The organism is Rhodoferax lacus (genome assembly GCF_003415675.1).
Taxonomy (GTDB): Bacteria; Pseudomonadota; Gammaproteobacteria; order Burkholderiales; family Burkholderiaceae_C; genus Allorhodoferax; species Allorhodoferax lacus.
This window is the reverse complement of the sequence record NZ_QFZK01000001.1, coordinates 430,543-450,695: the sequence shown is the minus strand read 5'-3', so window position 1 is coordinate 450,695 and position 20,153 is coordinate 430,543. Positions and strand designations below refer to the sequence as shown.

The 20,153-nt window shown below is 59.2% G+C and carries 18 protein-coding genes; 12 read left to right on the top strand and 6 right to left on the bottom strand.

The genetic code is table 11. The annotated features are described in order from the left end of the window. Positions 1-56: 56 nt before the first annotated feature. On the bottom strand, positions 57-1,646 hold the full coding sequence (locus DIC66_RS02015; protein WP_117174122.1) for a helicase HerA-like domain-containing protein: 1,590 nt from the start codon (positions 1,644-1,646) through the stop codon (positions 57-59). A 56-nt stretch (positions 1,647-1,702) separates the two neighbouring features. Here DIC66_RS02015 and DIC66_RS02010 point away from each other — a divergent pair, with 56 nt between their 5' ends. The 12 genes from DIC66_RS02010 to DIC66_RS01955 are packed head-to-tail and all read left to right on the top strand — an operon-like array spanning position 1,703 to position 15,180. Beyond that, positions 1,703-2,422 (top strand): YebC/PmpR family DNA-binding transcriptional regulator, encoded by a 720-nt coding sequence (locus DIC66_RS02010; RefSeq protein WP_117173516.1) that lies wholly within the window; start codon positions 1,703-1,705, stop codon positions 2,420-2,422. Positions 2,423-2,430: 8 nt separating this feature from the next. Continuing rightward, positions 2,431-3,723 (top strand): phosphoribosylamine--glycine ligase, encoded by a 1,293-nt coding sequence (purD, locus tag DIC66_RS02005; protein ID WP_117173514.1) that lies wholly within the window; start codon positions 2,431-2,433, stop codon positions 3,721-3,723. 52 nt (positions 3,724-3,775) lie between these two features. Then, on the top strand, positions 3,776-4,390 hold the full coding sequence (locus DIC66_RS02000; RefSeq protein WP_233505746.1) for a 1-acyl-sn-glycerol-3-phosphate acyltransferase: 615 nt from the start codon (positions 3,776-3,778) through the stop codon (positions 4,388-4,390). After that, positions 4,387-5,322 (top strand): oxygen-dependent coproporphyrinogen oxidase, encoded by a 936-nt coding sequence (gene hemF / locus DIC66_RS01995; protein ID WP_117173512.1) that lies wholly within the window; start codon positions 4,387-4,389, stop codon positions 5,320-5,322. Before DIC66_RS02000 ends, hemF begins: the two co-directional genes overlap by 4 nt. Before the next feature lie 14 nt (positions 5,323-5,336). Next, positions 5,337-5,945, top strand: a complete 609-nt coding sequence (nadD, locus tag DIC66_RS01990) for a nicotinate (nicotinamide) nucleotide adenylyltransferase (RefSeq protein WP_199534639.1) — start codon at positions 5,337-5,339, stop codon at positions 5,943-5,945. Continuing rightward, a complete protein-coding gene (gene rsfS / locus DIC66_RS01985; protein WP_117173511.1) occupies positions 5,945-6,715 on the top strand; it encodes a ribosome silencing factor in 771 nt (256 codons plus the stop codon). Before nadD ends, rsfS begins: the two co-directional genes overlap by 1 nt. Before the next feature lie 8 nt (positions 6,716-6,723). Then, a complete protein-coding gene (gene rlmH, locus DIC66_RS01980; RefSeq protein WP_117173509.1) occupies positions 6,724-7,191 on the top strand; it encodes a 23S rRNA (pseudouridine(1915)-N(3))-methyltransferase RlmH in 468 nt (155 codons plus the stop codon). Positions 7,192-7,225: 34 nt separating this feature from the next. Then, positions 7,226-7,819, top strand: a complete 594-nt coding sequence (locus DIC66_RS01975) for a Maf family protein (RefSeq protein WP_117173507.1) — start codon at positions 7,226-7,228, stop codon at positions 7,817-7,819. Further along, the gene (gene rng / locus DIC66_RS01970; protein ID WP_117173505.1) at positions 7,819-9,297 is read left to right on the top strand and encodes a ribonuclease G; all 1,479 of its coding nucleotides are present in this window, start codon (positions 7,819-7,821) and stop codon (positions 9,295-9,297) included. The genes DIC66_RS01975 and rng overlap by 1 nt, the downstream gene beginning before the upstream one ends. A gap of 19 nt (positions 9,298-9,316) precedes the next feature. After that, positions 9,317-11,746: a glycosyltransferase family 4 protein gene (locus DIC66_RS01965; RefSeq protein WP_117173503.1), complete on the top strand. Its 2,430-nt coding sequence runs from the start codon at positions 9,317-9,319 to the stop codon at positions 11,744-11,746. Positions 11,747-11,749: 3 nt separating this feature from the next. Further along, on the top strand, positions 11,750-13,672 hold the full coding sequence (locus DIC66_RS01960) for an acyltransferase family protein (RefSeq protein ID WP_117173501.1): 1,923 nt from the start codon (positions 11,750-11,752) through the stop codon (positions 13,670-13,672). Between the two features lie 11 nt (positions 13,673-13,683). Further along, the gene (locus DIC66_RS01955; RefSeq protein ID WP_117173499.1) at positions 13,684-15,180 is read left to right on the top strand and encodes an O-antigen ligase family protein; all 1,497 of its coding nucleotides are present in this window, start codon (positions 13,684-13,686) and stop codon (positions 15,178-15,180) included. Here DIC66_RS01955 and DIC66_RS01950 read toward each other — a convergent pair. Genes DIC66_RS01950 through DIC66_RS01930 form a run of 5 tightly spaced genes read right to left on the bottom strand, consistent with a single transcriptional unit; the run spans position 15,177 to position 20,111 of the window. Next, a complete protein-coding gene (locus tag DIC66_RS01950) occupies positions 15,177-15,989 on the bottom strand; it encodes a hypothetical protein (RefSeq protein WP_117173497.1) in 813 nt (270 codons plus the stop codon). The two genes, DIC66_RS01955 and DIC66_RS01950, sit on opposite strands and share 4 nt — an antisense overlap. A 1-nt stretch (position 15,990) precedes the next feature. Beyond that, positions 15,991-16,875 carry a DUF6492 family protein gene (locus tag DIC66_RS01945; protein WP_117173496.1) on the bottom strand — a complete coding sequence of 295 codons (885 nt, stop codon included), beginning with the start codon at positions 16,873-16,875 and terminating at the stop codon, positions 15,991-15,993. Next, on the bottom strand, positions 16,872-17,591 hold the full coding sequence (locus DIC66_RS01940; RefSeq protein ID WP_117173494.1) for a polysaccharide deacetylase family protein: 720 nt from the start codon (positions 17,589-17,591) through the stop codon (positions 16,872-16,874). Before DIC66_RS01940 ends, DIC66_RS01945 begins: the two co-directional genes overlap by 4 nt. Beyond that, on the bottom strand, positions 17,588-19,321 hold the full coding sequence (gene msbA / locus DIC66_RS01935) for a lipid A export permease/ATP-binding protein MsbA (protein ID WP_117173492.1): 1,734 nt from the start codon (positions 19,319-19,321) through the stop codon (positions 17,588-17,590). Before msbA ends, DIC66_RS01940 begins: the two co-directional genes overlap by 4 nt. Further along, the gene (locus tag DIC66_RS01930) at positions 19,314-20,111 is read right to left on the bottom strand and encodes a glycosyltransferase family 2 protein (protein WP_117173490.1); all 798 of its coding nucleotides are present in this window, start codon (positions 20,109-20,111) and stop codon (positions 19,314-19,316) included. The genes msbA and DIC66_RS01930 overlap by 8 nt, the downstream gene beginning before the upstream one ends. Positions 20,112-20,153 lie beyond the last annotated feature (42 nt).

Here is a 20,153-nt window from a genome sequence, read left to right as displayed (position 1 = left end):
GTGTGGTTCTTTCCTGAAGAGATATTGGGTGGGTGTTGCGGCCTGGTATTGCAGAACTAGCGGCGGCTGCCACCAAAGATGCTGCCCAGTACGCCGCGGATGATCTGGCGGCCCACTTCGCGGCCAATCGAACTGGCAGCGCTCTTGATGAGTTGCTCACCCGCGCTGGAGCGCGTGCGGCGGGCGCCACCACCGAGCAAGTCGCCCAGGCCGTCGAGCATGCCGCGCTCGGGGGCAGCCTGGCTTTCAGCTGGCGCCGCAGGCCCGCCCCGCACCGAAGGCGTGCGCTTGGCTGCCGGTGCTGCCTCAGCGCCAGCACCGTTGGAAGCCGGGGCCATGCGGTTCTCGACACGGCCCTTGATGGCCTCAAAGGCGGACTCGCGGTCCACGGCTTTTTCGTACACACCGGCGACGATGGAGTTGTCGATCAGCTCCTTGCGCTGGGCCGCAGTGATGGGGCCGATCTGGCTATTGGGCGGCAGGATGAACACGCGCTCCGTAAGCGTTGGGCGGCCCTTCTCATCCAGCAGGCTCACCAACGCTTCGCCCACGCCCAACTCGGTGATGGCGGCTGCCACATCCAGGCCGGGGTTGGCGCGCATGGTTTCAGCGGCTGCCTTGACGGCCTTCTGGTCACGCGGGGTGAAGGCGCGCAGGGCGTGCTGCACGCGGTTGCCCAACTGGGCCAGCACGGTGTCGGGAATGTCCAGCGGGTTTTGCGTGACAAAGAACACGCCCACGCCCTTGCTGCGCACCAGGCGCACCACCAGTTCGATGCGCTCGATCAGCACCTTGGGCGCGTCGTTGAACAGCAGGTGCGCCTCGTCAAAGAAGAACACCAATTTGGGTTTGTCCAGGTCGCCCACCTCGGGCAGCGTCTCGAACAGCTCGCTCAGCATCCACAGCAGAAATGTGGCGTACAGGCGCGGGGAGTTCATCAGTTTGTCGGCGGCCAGGATGTTGATCACGCCTTTGCCCGAGCTGTCGGTCTGCATGAAGTCGGCAATGTTGAGCATGGGCTCGCCAAAGAACTGGTTGCCGCCTTGCTGCTCCACCTGCATCAGCCCGCGCTGAATGGCGCCAATGCTGGCGGCGCTGATGTTGCCATACTCGGTGGTGTAGGTGGCCGCGTTGTCGCCCACGTGCTGGCACATGGCGCGCAAGTCCTTCATGTCCAGCAGCAAAAGGCCGTCGTCATCGGCAATCTTGAACACCAGTTGCAACACGCCTTCCTGGGTTTCGTTCAGGTTGAGCATGCGGGCCAGCAGCAGGGGGCCCAGGTCGCTCACCGTGGCGCGCACCGGGTGGCCCTGTTCGCCAAATACATCCCACAAAGTGGCGGGGTAGGCCTGGAAGGCAGGTGCATCGAAGCCGCGTTCCTTGATGATCTTGCCCAGCTTGTCGGACAGCACGCCTTTTTGCGAGATGCCGGTCAGGTCACCCTTGATGTCGGCCATGAACACGGGAACGCCCAAATCCGAAAAACCTTCGGCCAGGGTTTGCAGGGTGATGGTCTTGCCGGTGCCGGTGGCGCCGGTGATCAGTCCGTGGCGGTTGGCCTTGTCGGGCCGCAAGAAGCACTGGATGGGATTTTTTGCTGCAGCATGTTGTGCAATCAGTATGCCGTTGTCGGTGTTCTCTGCCATGGTGATCCTGAAAAGTACAATCCACATAAGCGTAACGAATTTTTAAAGGATTTCGCGTGGCAGGACACAGTAAATGGGCCAATATTCAGCACCGCAAGGGCCGTCAGGACGAAAAGCGGGGCAAGATTTGGACACGCATCATCCGTGAAATCACCGTGGCAGCCCGCGCCGGTGGAGGCGACCTGGGCATCAACCCGCGTCTGCGCCTGGCCGTTGAAAAGGCCAAGGCCGCCAATATGCCGGCCGACCGCATTAAATACAACATCGACAAAGCCACCGGCAATGCCGAGGGCGTGAACTACGAAGAAATCCGCTACGAAGGCTATGGCATTGGCGGTGCAGCCATCCTGCTCGACACCATGACCGACAACCGCGTGCGCACTGTGGCCGAGGTGCGTTACGCCTTTAACCGCAATGGCGGCAACATGGGCACAGAAGGCTCGGTTGTGTTCCAGTTCAAACATTGCGGCCAGCTGATTTACGCGCCGGGCAGCGATGAAGACAAGATCATGGAAGTGGCCCTGGATGCCGGTGCCGACGATGTCATCACCGATGACGACGGTGCTGTAGAGGTGATCACCGCCGTGACCGACTTTGAAGCCGTCAAGGCCGCGCTAGATGCGGCAGGGCTCGTAGCTGCCGTGGCCGGTGTCACCATGCGCCCCGAAAACACCGTGGAGCTCAGCGCGGAAGACGCCGAGCGCATGCAAAAGCTGCTGGATGTGCTGGAAGACCTGGACGATGTCCAGGAGGTTTACCACAACGCTGCACTGTGAGCCCTCAAATGAAAATACTGGTTATTGGCGGCGGCGGACGCGAGCACGCGCTGGCCTGGAAGATTGCACAGTCGCCCAAGGTGCAGATGGTGTTTGTGGCCCCTGGCAATGGCGGCACGGCCCTGGATGCGCGCATGCAAAACCTGCCCATCACCGACATCGTGGAACTGCGCGCCTGGGCCCAAGCCAACAAGATCGCCATGACAGTGGTCGGCCCGGAAGGCCCCTTGGCCGCCGGTGTGGTGGATGAGTTCCGTGCCCACGGCATGCGCATCTTTGGCCCCACAAAGGCCGCTGCACAACTGGAAAGCTCCAAGGCTTTCTCCAAGGCCTTCATGCGCCGCCACGGCATTCCCACCGCCGAATACGCCACCTTCTCGGACCCGGTGGCGGCCCACGCCTACGTGAACAAGATGGGCGCGCCCACCGTGGTCAAGGCCGACGGCCTGGCTGCCGGCAAGGGCGTGGTCGTGGCCATGAACGCGCAGGAAGCACACGACGCGATTGACTTCATGCTGGTGGACAACACCCTGGGTGTGACGCACAACGAGGGTGGCGCGCGGGTGGTGATCGAAGAGTTTCTGGAAGGCGAAGAAGCCAGCTTCATCGTCATGTGCGACGGCAAGAACGTATTGGCCCTGGCCACCAGCCAGGACCACAAGCGCCTGCAGGATGGCGACCAGGGCCCCAACACCGGCGGCATGGGTGCCTATTCCCCTGCACCGGTGGTCACACCCGAAGTGCATGCCCGTGCCATGCGCGAGGTGATTCTTCCCACCATCAAGGGCATGGAGAAGGACGGCATTCCCTTCACCGGCTTTTTGTATGCCGGGCTGATGATTGACGCACAAGGCCACGCCAAGACGCTGGAATTCAACTGCCGCATGGGCGACCCGGAAACCCAGCCCATCATGATGCGTCTGAAGACCGACCTGGTGGATGTGCTGTGGGCCGCCACCGAGCCGGGCCCGCACGGCAAGCTCGACGGTATCGAACTGCAGTGGGACCGCCGCGCAGCACTCGGCGTGGTGCTGGCCGCACCGGGTTACCCCATGTCGCCCCGCAAGGGTGATGCCATCACCGGCATTCCGGCGCACACCGATGACAGCGCCGTGTTCCACGCGGGTACCGTGCTGCAGGGCGATGCCTTGCAGACCTCGGGCGGGCGCGTGTTGTGCGTGACTGCGCTGGCCGACAGCGTGCGCCTGGCGCAGCAAAAGGCCTACCAGGTCATCAAGGGCATTCACTTTGATGGCATGCAGTACCGCACCGACATCGGCTTTCGGGCGATCAAGCCCTGAGTGGCCGGGCTGCCATTGCACTGAACCATGCGTGCCGTTTCCGAGCCCTGCAATGGCAGATGACTTTCCCCGGCCCCTGGCCGTGCCGGTGCGGGGCAGCGCCCTGGCACGCGGGCTGCTGGCCCTGCTGGGTTGGCAGTTCCGCATGGATGGCCTGCCTGCGCGCCAAGGCGTGATGGTGGTCTACCCACATACCAGCAACTGGGACTTTTTGTACATGGTGCTGGCCAAGTGGGCTGCGGGTTTTCCCATGAAGTTCTGGGGCAAGGCATCGCTCTTCAACATTCCGCTGGCCGGGCGCTGGCTGCGCTGGATAGGTGGCGTGCCTATTCTGCGCGACAGCCCGCGTGGCGTGGTGGGTGACATGGTGCGCACACTGGAGCAATGCCGGGCCAGTGACAGTTTCTTCTGGTTGGCGCTGGCGCCCGAGGGCACACGCAAGTGGACCGCTGGGTGGCGCAGTGGCTTCTACCAGGTGGCTAACGGTGCCAATGTGCCGCTGGGCGTCTGCACCGTGAATTACGCAGCAAAGACGATTGAAATCACGCACTACTTCGCGCTCACAGGCGATGTGGCGGTCGACATGCAGCGCATTGCCACAGCCTTGCAAGGGGCGAGCGGCAAGCATCCCGCACTGGCTGCGCCCATACAGATAATTGAAAAATGAACACCACTACCGCACCCCAGCCTTTTTCACCCGCCACCGTACGTGCCTACCTGGTCGGCCTGCAGACCCGCATCACCGATGCGATTGCGGCGGTGGATGGAGGCAGCTTTTTGGTGGACGCCTGGGAGAAGCCCGCGGGCGAGATGCTGCAGGGCAACGGCATCACCAAAATAACAGAAGGCGGCCCGGTATTCGAGCGGGCCGGTTGCGGCTTCTCCCATGTGCGCGGCCCCAGACTGCCGCCCAGTGCCACCCAGCACCGCCCCGAACTCTCGGGTGCGCCGTTTGAGGCCATGGGCGTGTCACTGGTGTTCCACCCGCGCAACCCCTATGTGCCTACGGTGCACATGAACGTGCGCATGCTGGCAGCCAAGGCGCCGGATGGCAGCGAGGTGTGCTGGTTTGGTGGCGGCATGGACCTGACGCCGTTCTATGGTTTTGAGGAAGACGCCAAGCACTTCCACCAGGTCTGCAAAGATGCGCTCGCGCCCTTTGGTGCCGACAAATACCCGCGCTTCAAGACCTGGTGCGACGACTACTTCTTCCTCAAACACCGCAACGAAGCGCGCGGTGTGGGTGGTGTGTTCTTTGACGACTTTTCCGAGCTGGGTCAGGAGCGCAGCTTTGGCATGCTGCAGGCCGTGGGTGATGCGTTTCTGGCGGCCTATCTGCCCATCGTAGAGCGGCGCAAACACACAGCCTATGGCGAGCGCGAGCGGGCGTTCCAACTTTACCGGCGCGGCCGTTATGTGGAGTTCAATCTGGTGTGGGACCGGGGCACGCACTTCGGTCTGCAGTCGGGCGGGCGCACCGAATCCATTCTTTTGTCCATGCCACCGCACGCCAGCTGGTCGTACCAGAATGTGCCCGAGGCGGGTACACCGGAAGCTGCGCTGTATACCGACTTCCTGCCGCGCCGGGATTGGGTCTGAGCCCGGCCGACGCAATGACTGCACCCAAGCGGGTAGGGCTGTTTGGTGGGGCGTTTGACCCACCGCACCGCACCCATGTGGCGCTGGCAGAGGCTGCGATTGCGCAGCTGCAGCTCGATGTGCTGCACATTGTTCCCACTGGCCACGCCTGGCACAAGCAGCGCCCGCTCACGGCTGCCGAGCACCGCCTGGCCATGTGCAGCCTGGCCTTTGCCCATGTCAACCGCGCGCAGGTGGACGCGCGTGAAACCCTGCGCAGCGGCCCCAGCTACACCATCGACACGCTGCAGGAGTTGCAGTCCGAATACCCAGGCGCGCAGCTCTATCTGGTCATGGGCGAGGACCAGGCCAAGGCACTGGCCAGCTGGCACCGGGCCGAGGATCTGGGCCTGGCTGCTATAATTTGTGTAGCTTCGCGCTCCGAACCCCATGCGGCTGACAGTTCAGCCGATGATTCGCCCAAGCTGCAAGGCGTTCCTTTGCAGCGACTGCAGTTGCCCCCAAGCCCCTTGAATGCCACCGAAGTCCGCGACAGAACTGCGCGCGGACAGAGTGTTTCAGCTCTGGTCTTGGAATCCGTTGCGCGTTATATTGACCAACACCACCTTTACCAAGCTGACTGATGACCACACCTACCGTTGTAAAAAAAGACACCCAAAAGCTCCAGCGCGCCATTGTTGATGGCCTCGAAGATGTGAAAGCGCAGGACATCGTGGTGTTTGACACCGAGCATCTGTCGGCACTGTTTGAACGGGTCATCATTGCATCAGGCACCTCCAACCGCCAGACCAAGGCCCTGGCCGCCAGCGTGCGCGATGCCGTGCGCGAAGCCGGTTTCCCCAAGCCCCGCGTGGAAGGCGAAACCAACGGCGAATGGATCATCGTGGACTGCGGTCAGGCCGTGGTGCACATCATGCAACCCAACTTCCGCCAGTACTACCACCTCGAAGAGCTGTGGGGCGAAAAGCCCGTGCGCCTGAAGCTGGGCTCGGCCAAACCCGCCGCCCCCGAGAAGGAAGTGGCCGTTGTCACCAAGGGCGTGCCACCCGCCACCCTGAAGCGGTCCAGCGCTGCCAAGAAGGGCGTGGCCGAGGTGTTCCCGTCCAAGGCGCAAGTGAAGAAGAACGAGGCCGTCAAGGCCGCTGCGGTGAAGAAGGCAGCCGTGAAGTCCGCCCCTGCCAAGTCGGCAGCCGCCAAGTCCACCTCTACACGCGGACCCGTTGCACCGGCCAAGAAGGTCGCAGCCAAGTCGCCCGCAGCGAAGGCACCCGCCGTCAAGGTGGCCGCCAAGACCCTGGTGGTCAAGGCACCGGCCAAGACCGTGGCGCGCGTGGCAGCCAAGAAGGCTGAAGTGCGCAAGCCCGCTGCCAAGAAGACCGTAAGCAAGGGCTGAGCCCCGCCATGCGGCTGCTGATTGTGGCTGTTGGCTTGCGCGTGCCCGACTGGGCGCAAACCGCCTGGGACGATTACGCCAAGCGCTTTCCGCACGAGCTCAAGGTCGAGCTCAAGGCCGTCAAGACCGAGACGCGCGGCTCCAAGACGTTAGAGGCCCTGTATGCCGCGGAGCGTGGGCGCATCGAGGCAGCCATCCCCAAGGGCACCCGCATCGTGGTGCTGGACGAGCGCGGCAGCAACCTCACCACCATGGCGCTGGCCGGTCGCCTGACCGACTGGCAACTCGGCGGCGGCGATGTGGCGCTGGTGATTGGCGGACCGGACGGGCTGGACCCCGCCTTCAAGCAGGCAGCGCACGAGCGCATACGCCTGTCCGACCTGACGCTGCCCCACGCCTTTGCGCGCGTGCTGTTGATCGAGCAGTTGTACCGGGCCTGGTCCATCAACGCCAACCATCCTTACCACCGTGAGTAGCGGCACTTGGCCGCTACCGAACCACGCACCGTCCATGTACCCTTTTATCTACCTCGCCTCCCAAAGCCCGCGCCGCAGCCAGTTGCTGACCCAGTTGGGTGTGCAGCACGAATTGCTGCTGGCCGGACCCGAGGAAGATGCCGAGTCGCTGGAAGAGCACCTGAGCGGCGAGAGCCCTGAAACCTATGTGCAGCGCGTGACCCATCTGAAACTGCTGGCAGCGCTGCAACGCCGCAAGGCGCGTGGCCTGCCGGAGGCGCCGGTGCTGTGCGCCGACACCACGGTGGCGCTGGGCCAGACCATTTATGCCAAACCGTTGGACGCAGACGATGCGGTACGCATGCTGCAGGCGCTGTCCGGCCAGACCCATGGGGTGCTGACGGCCGTGGCGATTGGGTTGAATGAAAAAGTGGCGCAGGCCTGCAGTGAGTCCAACGTGACGTTTGCCCGCATGAGCGAGTCCGAGATCCGCGCCTACGTGGCCAGCGGAGAGCCCATGGGCAAGGCCGGTGCCTATGCGGTGCAAGGGTTGGCCGCCGCGCATATTTCCCGCATCAGTGGTAGTTACACTGGCATCATGGGACTGCCATTGTTCGAGACCGCACAACTGCTCAAGAGCCTGACCTGATGCCATCGCAAGACATTCTGATCAACTGGTCGCCGCAAGAGACGCGCGTGGCCATCGTCGAGCACGGGGCTGTGCAGGAGCTGCATGTGGAGCGCACCCTGGAGCGCGGCCTGGTGGGCAATGTCTATCTGGGCAAGGTGGCACGCGTGCTGCCCGGCATGCAGTCGGCCTTTATCGATATCGGCTTGGAGCGCGCGGCTTTCCTGCATGTGGCCGATGTCTGGCATCCACCGGCCGAGGGCGAGACCATCAGCGCGGCGCGCAATGCGGCCGCCCAGATTCCCATTGAGAAGCAGGTGTTTGAAGGCCAGTCCCTGATGGTGCAGGTCATCAAGGACCCGATTGGCACCAAGGGTGCGCGCCTCTCCACCCAGATCAGCATCGCAGGGCGCCTCTTGGTGTTCCTGCCGCAGGACGACCACATTGGCGTGTCGCAAAAAATCCCGCTCACCCAGCGTGAAGACCTGCGCGCGCGCCTCTTGAAGCTGGCCGGCAGCCAGGGTGGCGGTTTTATTTTGCGCACCAATGGAGAGGATGCGAGTGACGGCGAACTGGGTGACGACATCGCCTACCTGCGCAAGGCCTGGGCGCGCATCAAGGATGCATCGCTGCGCCTGCCCGCGCAAAGCATCCTGCACCAGGACCTGAGCCTGATGCAGCGCGTGCTGCGCGACCTGGTGAGTGAATCCACGCAGACCATACGCGTGGATTCGCGCGAGCAGTTTGAGGCCCTCAAGGCCTTTGGCGCCGAGTTCATGCCCATGGCCGTGGAGAAGCTGCAGCACTACAAGGGTGAGCGGCCCATCTTCGACCTCTACAGCATTGACGAGGAAATTGCCAAGGCCATGGCGCGCCGCGTGGACCTCAAATCCGGCGGCTACCTGATCGTGGACCAGACCGAGGCGCTGACCACGGTGGATGTAAACACCGGCGGTTTTGTCGGTGCGCGCAATTTTGACGACACCATCTTCAAGACCAACCTGGAGGCCACACAGGCGATTGCGCGGCAACTGCGCCTGCGCAACCTGGGTGGCATCATCATCGTGGACTTCATCGACATGGTGCGCGAAGACCACCGTGATGCCGTGCTGACCGAGTTCCGCAAGCAGCTCGCCCGCGACCGCGTCAAGACCATGGCCGGCGGCTTCTCGCAGCTGGGCCTGGTGGAGATGACACGCAAGCGCACCCGCGAGTCCCTGGCCCACATGCTGTGCGAGCCCTGCCCGGTGTGCGAGGGCAAGGGCATTGTGAAGACACCGCGCAGCGTGGCCTACGACATCTTCCGCGAGATCCTGCGCGAGGCCCGCCAGTTCAACCCGCGCGAGTTCCGCGTGGTGGCCTCACCCAAGGTGATCGAACTGTTCCTGGACGAAGAGAGCCAGCACCTGGCTTCTTTGAGCGAATTCATCGGCAAGCCGGTGTCGCTGCAAAGCGAAGCGGCCATGGCGCAGGAACAGTACGACATTGTGTTGCTCTGAGCGGCGGGAGTAGACTGGTTTGCGTATCGCGGTTCTCAGCAGAAATTTCTCCAGCACCGGTGGCGGGGCGGAGCGCTATTCCATTGCATTGGTGGAGCAACTGGCCGCGCGCCATGAGGTGCATGTGTATGCGCAGACCATTGCCCATGCCTTTCCGGGCGTAACCTACCACCCCATTCCCTTGCTTTTGAAGCGCCCACGCTGGATCAACCAGCTGTGGTTTGCCTATGCCACCTGGCATGCCACCCGCAGCGGCTTTGACATCGTGCACTCGCACGAGAACAGCTGGCACGGCAATGTGCAGACGGTGCATGTGTTGCCGGTCAAACACAATCTGTTTGATGGGCGTGCCGGGCTTTCCAAATGGCTGCGCTGGCTCAAGGTGTGCACCAGCCCCAGGCTGCTGACCTATCTCATGCTGGAAGCGGCGCGCTATGCGCCTGGCCCCAAACGGGCGGTGGTGCTGACGTCCAGCACGCTGCGCGATGTGATGCAGCGGTCCTACCCGGCAGCACGTGCAGCCATGCAGGTGATTGCACCCGGCGTGTCCCAGGCACCTGGTGCCTGCAGCCCGGCCGTGCAGCAAGCCGCGAGAAGACAACTCAGGCTGCCATCAGAGGGCAGGGGGCTGCTGTTCGTGGGCAACGATTTCCGCAAGAAGGGCTTGCCTGCCTTGCTGGAGGCCCTGGCCGCCTTGCCAGCGGACGTCTGGCTGGCAGTGGTGGGTGAGGGCGAGCAGGGTGCGGCCATGCGCCAGCGCGTGGCCGACTTGCAACTCTCTTCGCGCGTCTATTTTTTGGGTGCGCTGCAGCAGATGGACGTGGCCTACCAGGCAGCTGATTGCCTGGTGCACCCCACCTTGGAAGACACCTACGCCATGGTGGTGCTGGAGGCCATGGCCCATGGCTTGCCGGTGGTGGTGAGTGCGGCGAGGTTCTGCGGTATCAGCGCCGAGCTGACGCAAGGCCAGAACGCTCTGCTGCTGGACGAGCCCACCTCCGCCCCAGCCATTGCCAGTGCAGTGGGTGCAGTGTTGGGCAACACCATGCTGCGCGCCAGCCTGGGCGCCCACGCCTGCGAATTTGCGGCGCAGCGCACCTGGACCCAGGTGGCCCAGCAGTATGAGCAGCTGTATGCCCAGGTGGCCCCTTCATACAAGCAGCGCTGGCTGGTGCTGTCGCACGCCTTCAATATGGACGGCCGCGCCGCCAGCCAGACCATTACCGACAAGCTGCCGCATCTGGAGAAAGCGGGCATTGAGCTGGTGGTCTTGAGCGGGGTGTCCGGCCGCCACGACACCCACTACGAGCACTACCAACTGTGGCCTGCCGGTCCAGCGGGCATACGCTTTGAGTTGCGCCACGTGCTTCGCAAGCGCTTGGGGCAGGGGCTGCGCTACCGTGCCGTGATGCTGCCGGCGTCGCTGGTCTTGCTGCCCTTCATGCTGCTCGAAAAGCTGCTGCGCCCGGTGGAGAGCTCCTGGTCCTGGTGGCTGAGCGCCTACCTCAAGGGCCGCGCCCTGATGCGCTCGCGCAAGTTTGACCTGGTCTACTCCACGGGCGGGGCCTTTGCCGCCCACATCGCTGGTGCGGCCCTCAAGCGCGTCACCGGTGTGCGCTGGCTGGCCGAGGTGCACGACCCGATGGTAGTGCCCGGCACCGTACCTGGCACGCCCCAGCAGAAGATGCAGGCGCGGGTGGAGAGCGAAATCTGCAGGCAGGCCGATGTGGCCATCTGGTTCACCGACCAGGCCCTGGCCAGCGCCAAGCAGCGCAACCCGGAGCTGGGTTCGCGCGGCCACATGATGCTGCCGGGAGTGGACGCGCCGCCGTTTCAGCTGGAACCGTATAAGGCGGGTGACACGTTTGTGCTGGGCCACTTTGGTTCGCTGTCCGAGACGCGCAACCTGGCCAGCACCATTGCTGCAATGGACGCTCTTTTGAATCAAAAGCCAGAATTGGCCGGCCGCGTGGAGTTGCATGTTTATGGGGGACCGTTGGACCCTGTTTCTACCGCAGCCGCAGCCGCTGCCAGGCATCCGTTTCTGCGCCACTTCGGGCGTATTGAAGCCGACCCGGTGAGCGGCAAGAGCGGGCGCGAACAGATTCTGCAGCACATGCGCAGTGCTGATGTGCTGCTGCTGCTGCATGGAGTGGAGCCGGTTTGCGAGGAGTACATTCCTTCCAAGATGTACGAGTATTTGTGGATGCAGAGGCCTATCCTGGCGCTGGTATATCGCAATGCGCAAATGGAAGACCTCTTGTACGCAAATGGGCACCATGTTGAGTCATTGGGTGCTGAGGCCACGCAGGCCCAAGAAGTGGCATTGACACGGGCGATTGGAAAATTTGTGGCGCAATGGATGAACCATGGTCTTTGCGACAGCAGAAAGCCGAGTCCATATTCAACCCAGGCCTCGGTCAGCAGACTGCTTTCCTGGTTGCACTGAAGCATGGCGCCTATTCCTTACCGGCCGGACATCGATGGCCTGCGCGCCATTGCGGTTCTACTGGTTATTGGCTTCCATGCCTTCCCCGACTTATTCCCTGGGGGCTTTGTGGGTGTGGACATTTTTTTTGTCATTTCAGGATTCTTGATTACGTCCATCTTGTTGCTGGACTCACAAGGTTCAGGCATCCAAATCCTGCGGTTCTACGCTAAACGAATATTGCGCATATTTCCGGCATTGATCTTGGTTCTGGGCAGTTGTATCGTATTTGGTTGGTACACGTTGCTCGGTGATGAGTACATGCAGTTAGGAAAGCACATATTCAGTGGAGCACTTTTTGTATCCAACCTGACGCTGTGGTTCGAGTCCAATTATTTTGACAACGCTTCAGTTACCAAACCTCTGTTGCATTTGTGGTCACTGGGCATCGAAGAGCAGTTCTATATTGTCTGGCCTTTCGCTCTGGCAATGTGTGTGCGGCGAAACCTGCCTACAACCAAGTGGTTGGGAGCTGTCATCCTGGTATCGCTTGCTTATTCGTGCGTGCTGGTTTTTCAAAACCCAACAGCTGGTTTCTATTCGCCTCTCTCCAGGGCGTGGGAGTTGTTGGCCGGGGCCATGTTGGCCAACTTTCAGCATACCAAGTCGCGTTTTGTGTTTATGCTGTCAAGGCCCTTTCTCGCATGGATTGGCTTTGCATTGGTAGCTGTCAGCGTCGTTGTATTACGGGCCAGCGACCGTTTCCCTGGCGCACTGGCTGTGCCTGCCGTGCTGGGCACCACATTGCTCATTGCTGCCAACCCTGCGGGCAGCTTGAATGCACGTATTCTGTCCAATTCATGGATGGCGGGGTTGGGGAAAATCAGCTACCCCTTGTATCTATGGCATTGGCCTTTGCTGAGCTTTGCAACGATTATTTTGTCCGGCACACCAGCATGGTATGTGCGTCTGGCTCTGGTTCTGGCCAGCTTTGTGCTGGCACTGCTAACCTACCAATTGCTGGAGAAGCCTGTTCGCACATTGCCTCGCAAACTGTCCATTGGTTTGTTGCTTGGATGCATGGTGGTGCTGGCTTTGCTTGGAAGAAACATCCTTGACAGGGAGGGCTTGGCCGACATCCGCCTCAAGAGCATGGTTGCCTTGGGTCCGGATGCACAACATGATTTTGTAGATTGGGAAAAGTCGGGGTTGATCACGGAAGCTTCCTGTGAAATTCCATTTCAGTTTCCTGGCAGATCGTATTGCGTGAAAAAGCATCCGGCTCTGGCACCAACGGCTGTGGTGCTGGGGGACAGCCATGCCTTCCATGCCTACTGGGGGTTGGCTGAAGTTCTGGATGAGACTGGCGACAACCTGATTGGTATCGGGCGCGGAGCCTGTGTGCCCTTTCTGGACTATGCACAGGGTGATGACTCAGATCAATGCCAGCCGCATATCAACCATATGATTGCTTACGCCGCAGACAATCCTGAAATCAAGAAAGTGTTCCTGATTTTCCGGGGTCGCTATCTTCCAAACTCTGCAAGCCCCGCATCTGTACGACAATTTCACGATGGACTTGAACGCACCTTGGTTCGTCTGCTTGATGCGGGCAAGCTTGTATATTATTTTCTACCGGTTGTGGAGACCGGTTTTGAGCCGCGGTTTTGTTTGGGCAACTTGCCGTTTGGAAGGCGTGCTCCACAGTCGTGTGAGCTGTCGCGCAGTGCGGATGCATTTCATTCTGTCTTGTTGCGCAAGGAAGCCATGGCAGTCTTGACGCAGCATCCTGGAGTGCACGTAATAGACCCCAACGATTTTCTTTGCAGCGGCGACTCCTGTCCGGTGGTCAGGGCAGGGCACTCGATGTTCAAGGACGAGAACCACCTGTCGTATCCGGGTTCGCTGTATCTGGCGCATGCGCTGCAATCTGCCATCAACGATTGAAAGCAAGTTCAATGATTCAAGAGAGCAAGTACACGTTCAAAAATGGCATCTATGGGCTGTTCCTTTTGCTTTTCGCCATTTTCCCCATTTCAAATACGATTGCACTGCGCAATGTACTGATCGTCCTTTTGACCGGCGCCATGCTGGTATTGCTGGTGTTTGGACAGGGACGATTTGCACATCCACTGCGTAGCTCGCTCAAAAAAATGCCATGGCCGATTCTTCTATGGGTGGGGCTGCTACTGCTGTTTCCCTTATGGGCACGTGAGGCGCCTACTGCCTGGCATAACCTGGGTGGGCAATGGCTGGAAGCTCTTTTGGCAGGCTTTATCGGATACGCGGCATTCCACCTGCTTGGGCGAAATGGACCTGGACTGCTGGCCTTGGGCTATGCAAGTGCGGTACCTTTGTTACTGCATCTATTGCTGTGTATCGCCGCTACGCAAGGACTCCTCGATGGTGCATTTTTTGCAAACCCGACCATCGCCACGCTTTGGAATTCATTGCGGCATCCTGAGGCATTTCAGACCAATGCCCACTGGACCTTGTCGGCCCTGATGAAAGGCTTCAGAGGAATTGAGCCCATGCATGGCAACCTGGGCTACCCAGCTTGCCAATCCATCTGCCTGTTTTGCGCTGCCTTGGTACAAGATCTACGTGACCGGCGGGTGAGAGGCCTGGTTGCGTCCTCGGTTGGCATTGCATTGTGCTTTCTGAGCATTTTGATCGCCCAGTCACGGGGCGCCATTTTGTATGCGTTTCTCATCATGCTCGTCAGCATTTCCTTGACCAAAGTGCGTGCCAGCCGTCCCGTCGCGGCTGTCAGTCAACCAAACAATGTCCACCTGGGTCCGCGTGGCACTGTACTGGGATTCCTGGCTGCATTGGTTTTGTTGGTGGTGACTTTTCAATACGCAAAAAACGATCCCCGCTGGTTCTCCATGACCGACAGTGTGGTGGCTGCCTTTGCCATTGAAGACCCTAGCAAAGCCCTGTGCGAAGGTTTGGATCCCAGCGTCCAGGAAGGTATTCGTAGTCGTCTCGCAGACAGAGACGCCAAATATGTGCAGGCCGTGATCGATGGACTGAACTCCGATGGTGGGCGTATTCTGGTGCTCCGCGCGGGATTCCAGTTAATGCTCGAGAACCCGGTAGGACTGGACGGTTCCCGCCAGTCCTACCGCAAGCTGATCAAGGAAAAATGTGGCCATGAACCAGTCTTGCAGTTTGCGCATTCTCACAATTCCTGGATTGATTTGACACTAGCCTTGGGTTGGGTTGGCACACTCGCCTTTGCCTGCCTGATGGGGCTCTTCTTCTACCGCGGCCTTGTGGGTATGAGATCAGGTGTGGACCGGCAATGGGCAATGGCACTGGTGCTGGTCAGCTGCTTTTGGATATTGCGGGGGGTTGCCGATTCGGTTTACCGTGAGCACTATCTGCAGATGCAGTTCATGTTGCTGATGTACCTTTTTGGACGTTGGCAGTTTGCGGCTGACGCAGCTTAGTCAGGTGACGGGCGTTTCAATACGGGGGTAAACAGGCCGCGAAATGGCAGCTGTGCGCGAACCAGGTACAAGCGTAGGCGCTCCTTCAAACGGCGCTTCAGTGGATTTTTGTAGTGTTTGCCTATACCGCCACCCACACCGTCAATGACCGGTGGCGTATTCAACAGAACACCCGACAAATGGCCGCTGCAGAAGGCCTCCAAGAAGCAGTCCTCAAGACCCTTGCCCGCATCCACGTTGATCCGCTGATGTGCCGATTCAAAGTGCTGCTGGTAGTACGGCAAGGAAGCAATGTAAAAACGGGTGTCGATGTAGGACAGGGTCGTCTTCTTGAATGGCGAAAAAACGTGGCCAAAAACGGCCTTGCAAAGAAATAGCCCATTCCATTCTGCAAGGCACTGTGCATAGTTGCTCACCCACAGTTTGGAGGTGCATTTCGCAAACGCACCCGCTTGCCGGATCAGCCGTGAGTGGGCAATGGCAAAGCGGACGATCTCTCCCTCACCATAGCCTCTTCCATATGTGCGAACAGCGTTCTGGTCGTTCTCGAAATACACGCATTCAATGGAGGCCGTGGGGAACCGTTGAGCCACTAGCGCGCTGAAGTCAAAGTTGGAGCCATCGCATAGCACCAGATGGATCTGGGGATACAGTGACAACCATTGTGCAACCGATTCCAGAGCAAATTCCAGCCGCTCTTCTGTGTTGGTCAACGCGACGCGCGTGTCGTGTGCGATCACGCTGGAGGTAAGCAGAACGGGAATGCTCCACAGATCCCGCCATTCTGCATGTGCGTTCGCATCCTGCATGCTAAATGCGACCCAGCTTTCTTCTGATCCTGCGGCCCAATCTGGAAAGCCAGTTGCCGCCTTCACGCGGCCAGTCCAACTCCCGCTCCCACGCAGACTGGTGGATAACGCCGCAGTACAGTCGCGCCAGGTCTTGCGTACCAACTCCGCGCTTGCGGTCCTGGTCACACTGCCAAGCATAGTGATACACCTTGAAAAGCGCTTGCGTTGGCACCAGGGGAATGGCTCCATAGCGCAACAAAGCCTCGCCGTACCAGCGCGACTCGATGGGCGCCATGGTGATCGCGTCGGCAAAGGTCATGCTTCGTGGTTGCAGGTAGTTAACTTCCAGGCTTTGCCAAACATCACGGTGCCAGACCAGGGGAAAGGGGCCAAAGCTGTACGGCTTGCCTTGGCGGGCAAACAGGGTCTGGACCAACGCTGCTTCCTTTTCAAAGGCGTCAACAATGCGGGGGCGACCATGGCGTATGGCATCCTCCAACAAGTCATGCCCCTCATCCAGCATGGTGTAAGGTGTTCCATCCGGGGTCAGGAAATCTTCGCGTCCGAATGGACGGATGAAGAACGAATCCGAATCGATGCAGGCGTAGCAGGTGGAGAGACCCAACTTCCAAAAACTGGACTTGACGACTTGCTGTGACGCACTTCCAGCCATCTGAAGCACCTGCTGCAAGTTCAAACCGGCGGCCGTGATGATGTCTTCGTCTTTGTGCAAAACGACATCAAATTCCCGCAGATGGTCTAAAAAAAGCGTGTAGTCCCGCTCGGGGACAGAGAGGTGAAAAGGCAATGCTTCTCGATTAAATTTTTGCACGGATTCGGCCAGGCGAATCACCCGCTTGAGGTCGGTGCAATAACTCTTGCAGTACAGCGACAGGGGCTTCATGTTCTGCGGTCTTCGTATCCGGTCAGTACCTTGACGGCAAATAGCCCCAGGTGGGTGGCTCTCGCCACCATGATGCGCTTCAGCGCGAATAGGTCGGACGGCACCGCGACTTTTCCCCGCCTCGTCGTGGTTGCCGTGATGTATCCAGCGTCTTGAACAAGTTGCTTGTGCCGTTCGGAAAACCAACCATAGGGGTAGCAAAAATGCCTGACTTTGCACGAAAACCTGGCCTCCAGGTCGTCTTTGGAGCCCTTGATCTCGGCAATTGCCTGCTCACGGGACAGTTCATTCAGGTTTGCATGGTTACGCGTATGGGAACCTATCTCCATACCTGATTTCAACCATTGCCTCCAGTCTTCAGCGGTCATCAGGGGCTTTTGGACGATACCCAATTTGAGGTCCCAGCTGTTGGTGCCACCGATGGCTTGGCTCACTGCGTAGCAGGTTGCGGTAAAGCCATGTTTCAACAGCACGGGCAATGCATGCTGCACATTGTTCTGAAAGCCATCGTCAAAGGTTATGCCTACAACCCTGCCTTGCTTTTCACCAGCGAGGTAAGGCTCCAAATCGCGCATGGACAAAGCCTGGTAGCCCAACAGTTTGAGCATCGCCATTTGCCGCGAAAAAGAGGCGGGCGCAACAATGAGTCCGCGCAGGGACGTACCTCGCCTGGGCGGCACGTCTATCTGGTGGTACATCAATATCGGAATCTTCATGTTTGCATTTGGTGAAGATTGGAGTACAGGCCGCCCATGCGGCTCAGTTCTGCATGGGTACCCCGTTCCACGATTCTGCCGGCATCGAGAACCAGAATTTGGTCGGCCTTCTCAATGGTACTGAGGCGGTGCGCAATGACCAGTGTGGTCTTGTTCTGCATCAGGGCGGCCAATGCATTTTGAACCTGACGCTCGGACTCGGTATCCAGGGCTGATGTCGCTTCATCCAGAATCAAAATGGGTGCATTTCTGAGAACGGCGCGCGCGATGGCAATACGCTGCCTTTGTCCGCCGGATAGCTTGGCACCGTTTTCGCCAATCAAACTGTCCAGACCTTGGGGCAATTGCTCTATGAAATCCCAGGCATTTGCTGCCTTTGCCGCACTGATGACGCGCTGCCGGTCCAGTGTGCCCTCCAAACCAAATGCAATATTGGCTTCTACTGTGTCGTTGAGTAAGACAATATCCTGGCTGACCAGACCGATGTGGGACCTCAGGCTTGCCAGTTTGATACCACCGATGTCTTGGCCGTCAATTTTGATACGGCCGCTTTCAGGCGAATAGAAGCGTGGAATCAGCGCACCAATCGTGGTCTTTCCACCACCGGACGCGCCTACCAGGGCGACCGTTTGTCCTGCCAACGCCTTGAAGCAGATGTCCGAGAGCGCGTCTTTGTCGGCATGCGGGTAACGGAATGTGACGTTTTCAAATGAAATTTCGCCGCGAACCTGCGGCAGCAATTTACCGTCCTTATCTGGCTCTGTGGGGGTGTCCAAAAAATGGAACACGCTTTCACAAGCTGACAGTCCGCGCTGCATGATGGGGCTGATGGTGGTCAATTGCTTGATCGGCGAAATCAGAAGAAGCAAGGTCGTAATAAACGAGACAAATCCGCCTGCAGAGGTTCCGCCTTGGCCCATGCTTTGGCTCAAGGCCATAAAGGTAATGGCTGCGATGGCCAGCGACGCCGTCAAGTGTGTAATCGGAGTGAGTGCAGAGGCCGGAACTGCCTCGCGCATCATGGAGCGGCGGAACCGCTCCGTATCCTCAAAGAAGCGCCTGCTTTGTTGTGCCTGTGCACCATAGATCTTGATGACCTTATTTGCCACCGCGCTCTCTTCAACCGTGTGTGCAATGGTCTGCATGGAGTTGAAACTGTCTCTGCTGGCTTTACGGATGCGTTTGCCAAAGCCACGGATGATGAACGCTATGGCAGGCCCAATTGCCAGCGTTACCAAAGTCAACTTCCAGTCCAAAAACAACAGATAGGCCAACAATGCCACAGCAGTCAACGACTCTCGAACGGCGATTACCAGGACATTGGTGGCAGCTTGATTTACGTTGTCCACGTCATAAAGAATCTTGGAAATCAGCTTGCCTGAGGATTGATCGTGAAACGCCTGTGTTGGTAGAACCAGGATGTGGGCAAACAGTTCACGCCGCAAATCGCAGACCAACCGTGTGGATATCCATGTCATCAAGTAGCTGGTGACAAATGACAGCAAGCCGCGTACCAAGAAGAGACCCACAATGCTGAGCGGTATCAGCCAAACCAGTCGCTGGTCTTCAGTCTTGAAGCCGTGGTCCAGAAGAAACTTCATGATCGCCGGAAATACCGGCTCGGTTGAAGCGGTGCCCACCATACCAAGCACGGCAAGTCCGAAGACTCTCCAATAAGGCTTCACATAGCTTAAAAGCCTGAAATACAGGGCTCGGTCGGTGTTACCCATTTAACCCGCTCGGTGTATCGGTCGGAGTGCTCCATTGCGCACCCTTTTGAATCTCCAACGCCTTCGCATACCGGTAAAACGTCCCCTCAAAGTTCCCCAGTGCAATCACAAACCCCGCCCAGCCATCCAGAAAGCCAAGCTTGAACACATAGTGCTTGGCAAACGACCAGAGTCCATGCGCCAATGCGGAGCCCATGCTGATCTTCTTGTGCTTGATTTTCTCTGCACCCAGTGAGGAATAGCGGTTGGCCTTGTGCATGACTTCAGCCATGTTCTTGAAGGGGAACTGCCAGATAGCATTTGTCATATGGCCCACGGGTTTGGCGCTGTCGATGAGTTCATAGCCTTCGTGCACGGGCTTCTGGTCATAGCACATCTTGCCCTTGCGAAACAACTGGGGCTGGCGGTAGTTGGGGTACCAGCCGGAGTGCTTGATCCACCTGCCCATGAAGAAATTGCGACGTGGGGTACGGTAGGCATCCAACGCATTCGGGTCATTAATGAGTTTCCTGACTTCTTCAGCAGCTTCCGGTGTGCAACGCTCGTCTGCATCCAGGCTGAATATCCACTCATGGCTGCAGGCAGCAATGGCTTGGTTGCGCAAATCACCAAAGCCTTTGAAATCCACTTGGACCACCCGCGCGCCCATGCCAGTGGCGATTTCGGCGGTGCCGTCTGTGCTCCAGGAATCCACCACAATGATCTCGTCTGCCCAGCGCGCGCTTTCAATGGTTGCGCGTACTTTTTCCGATTCGTTAAACGCAATGATGTAAACGGAAACCAGGGGCATTGAAGGTGATACCATTAAAAATCTTGAGAAGCATCCCGCCTT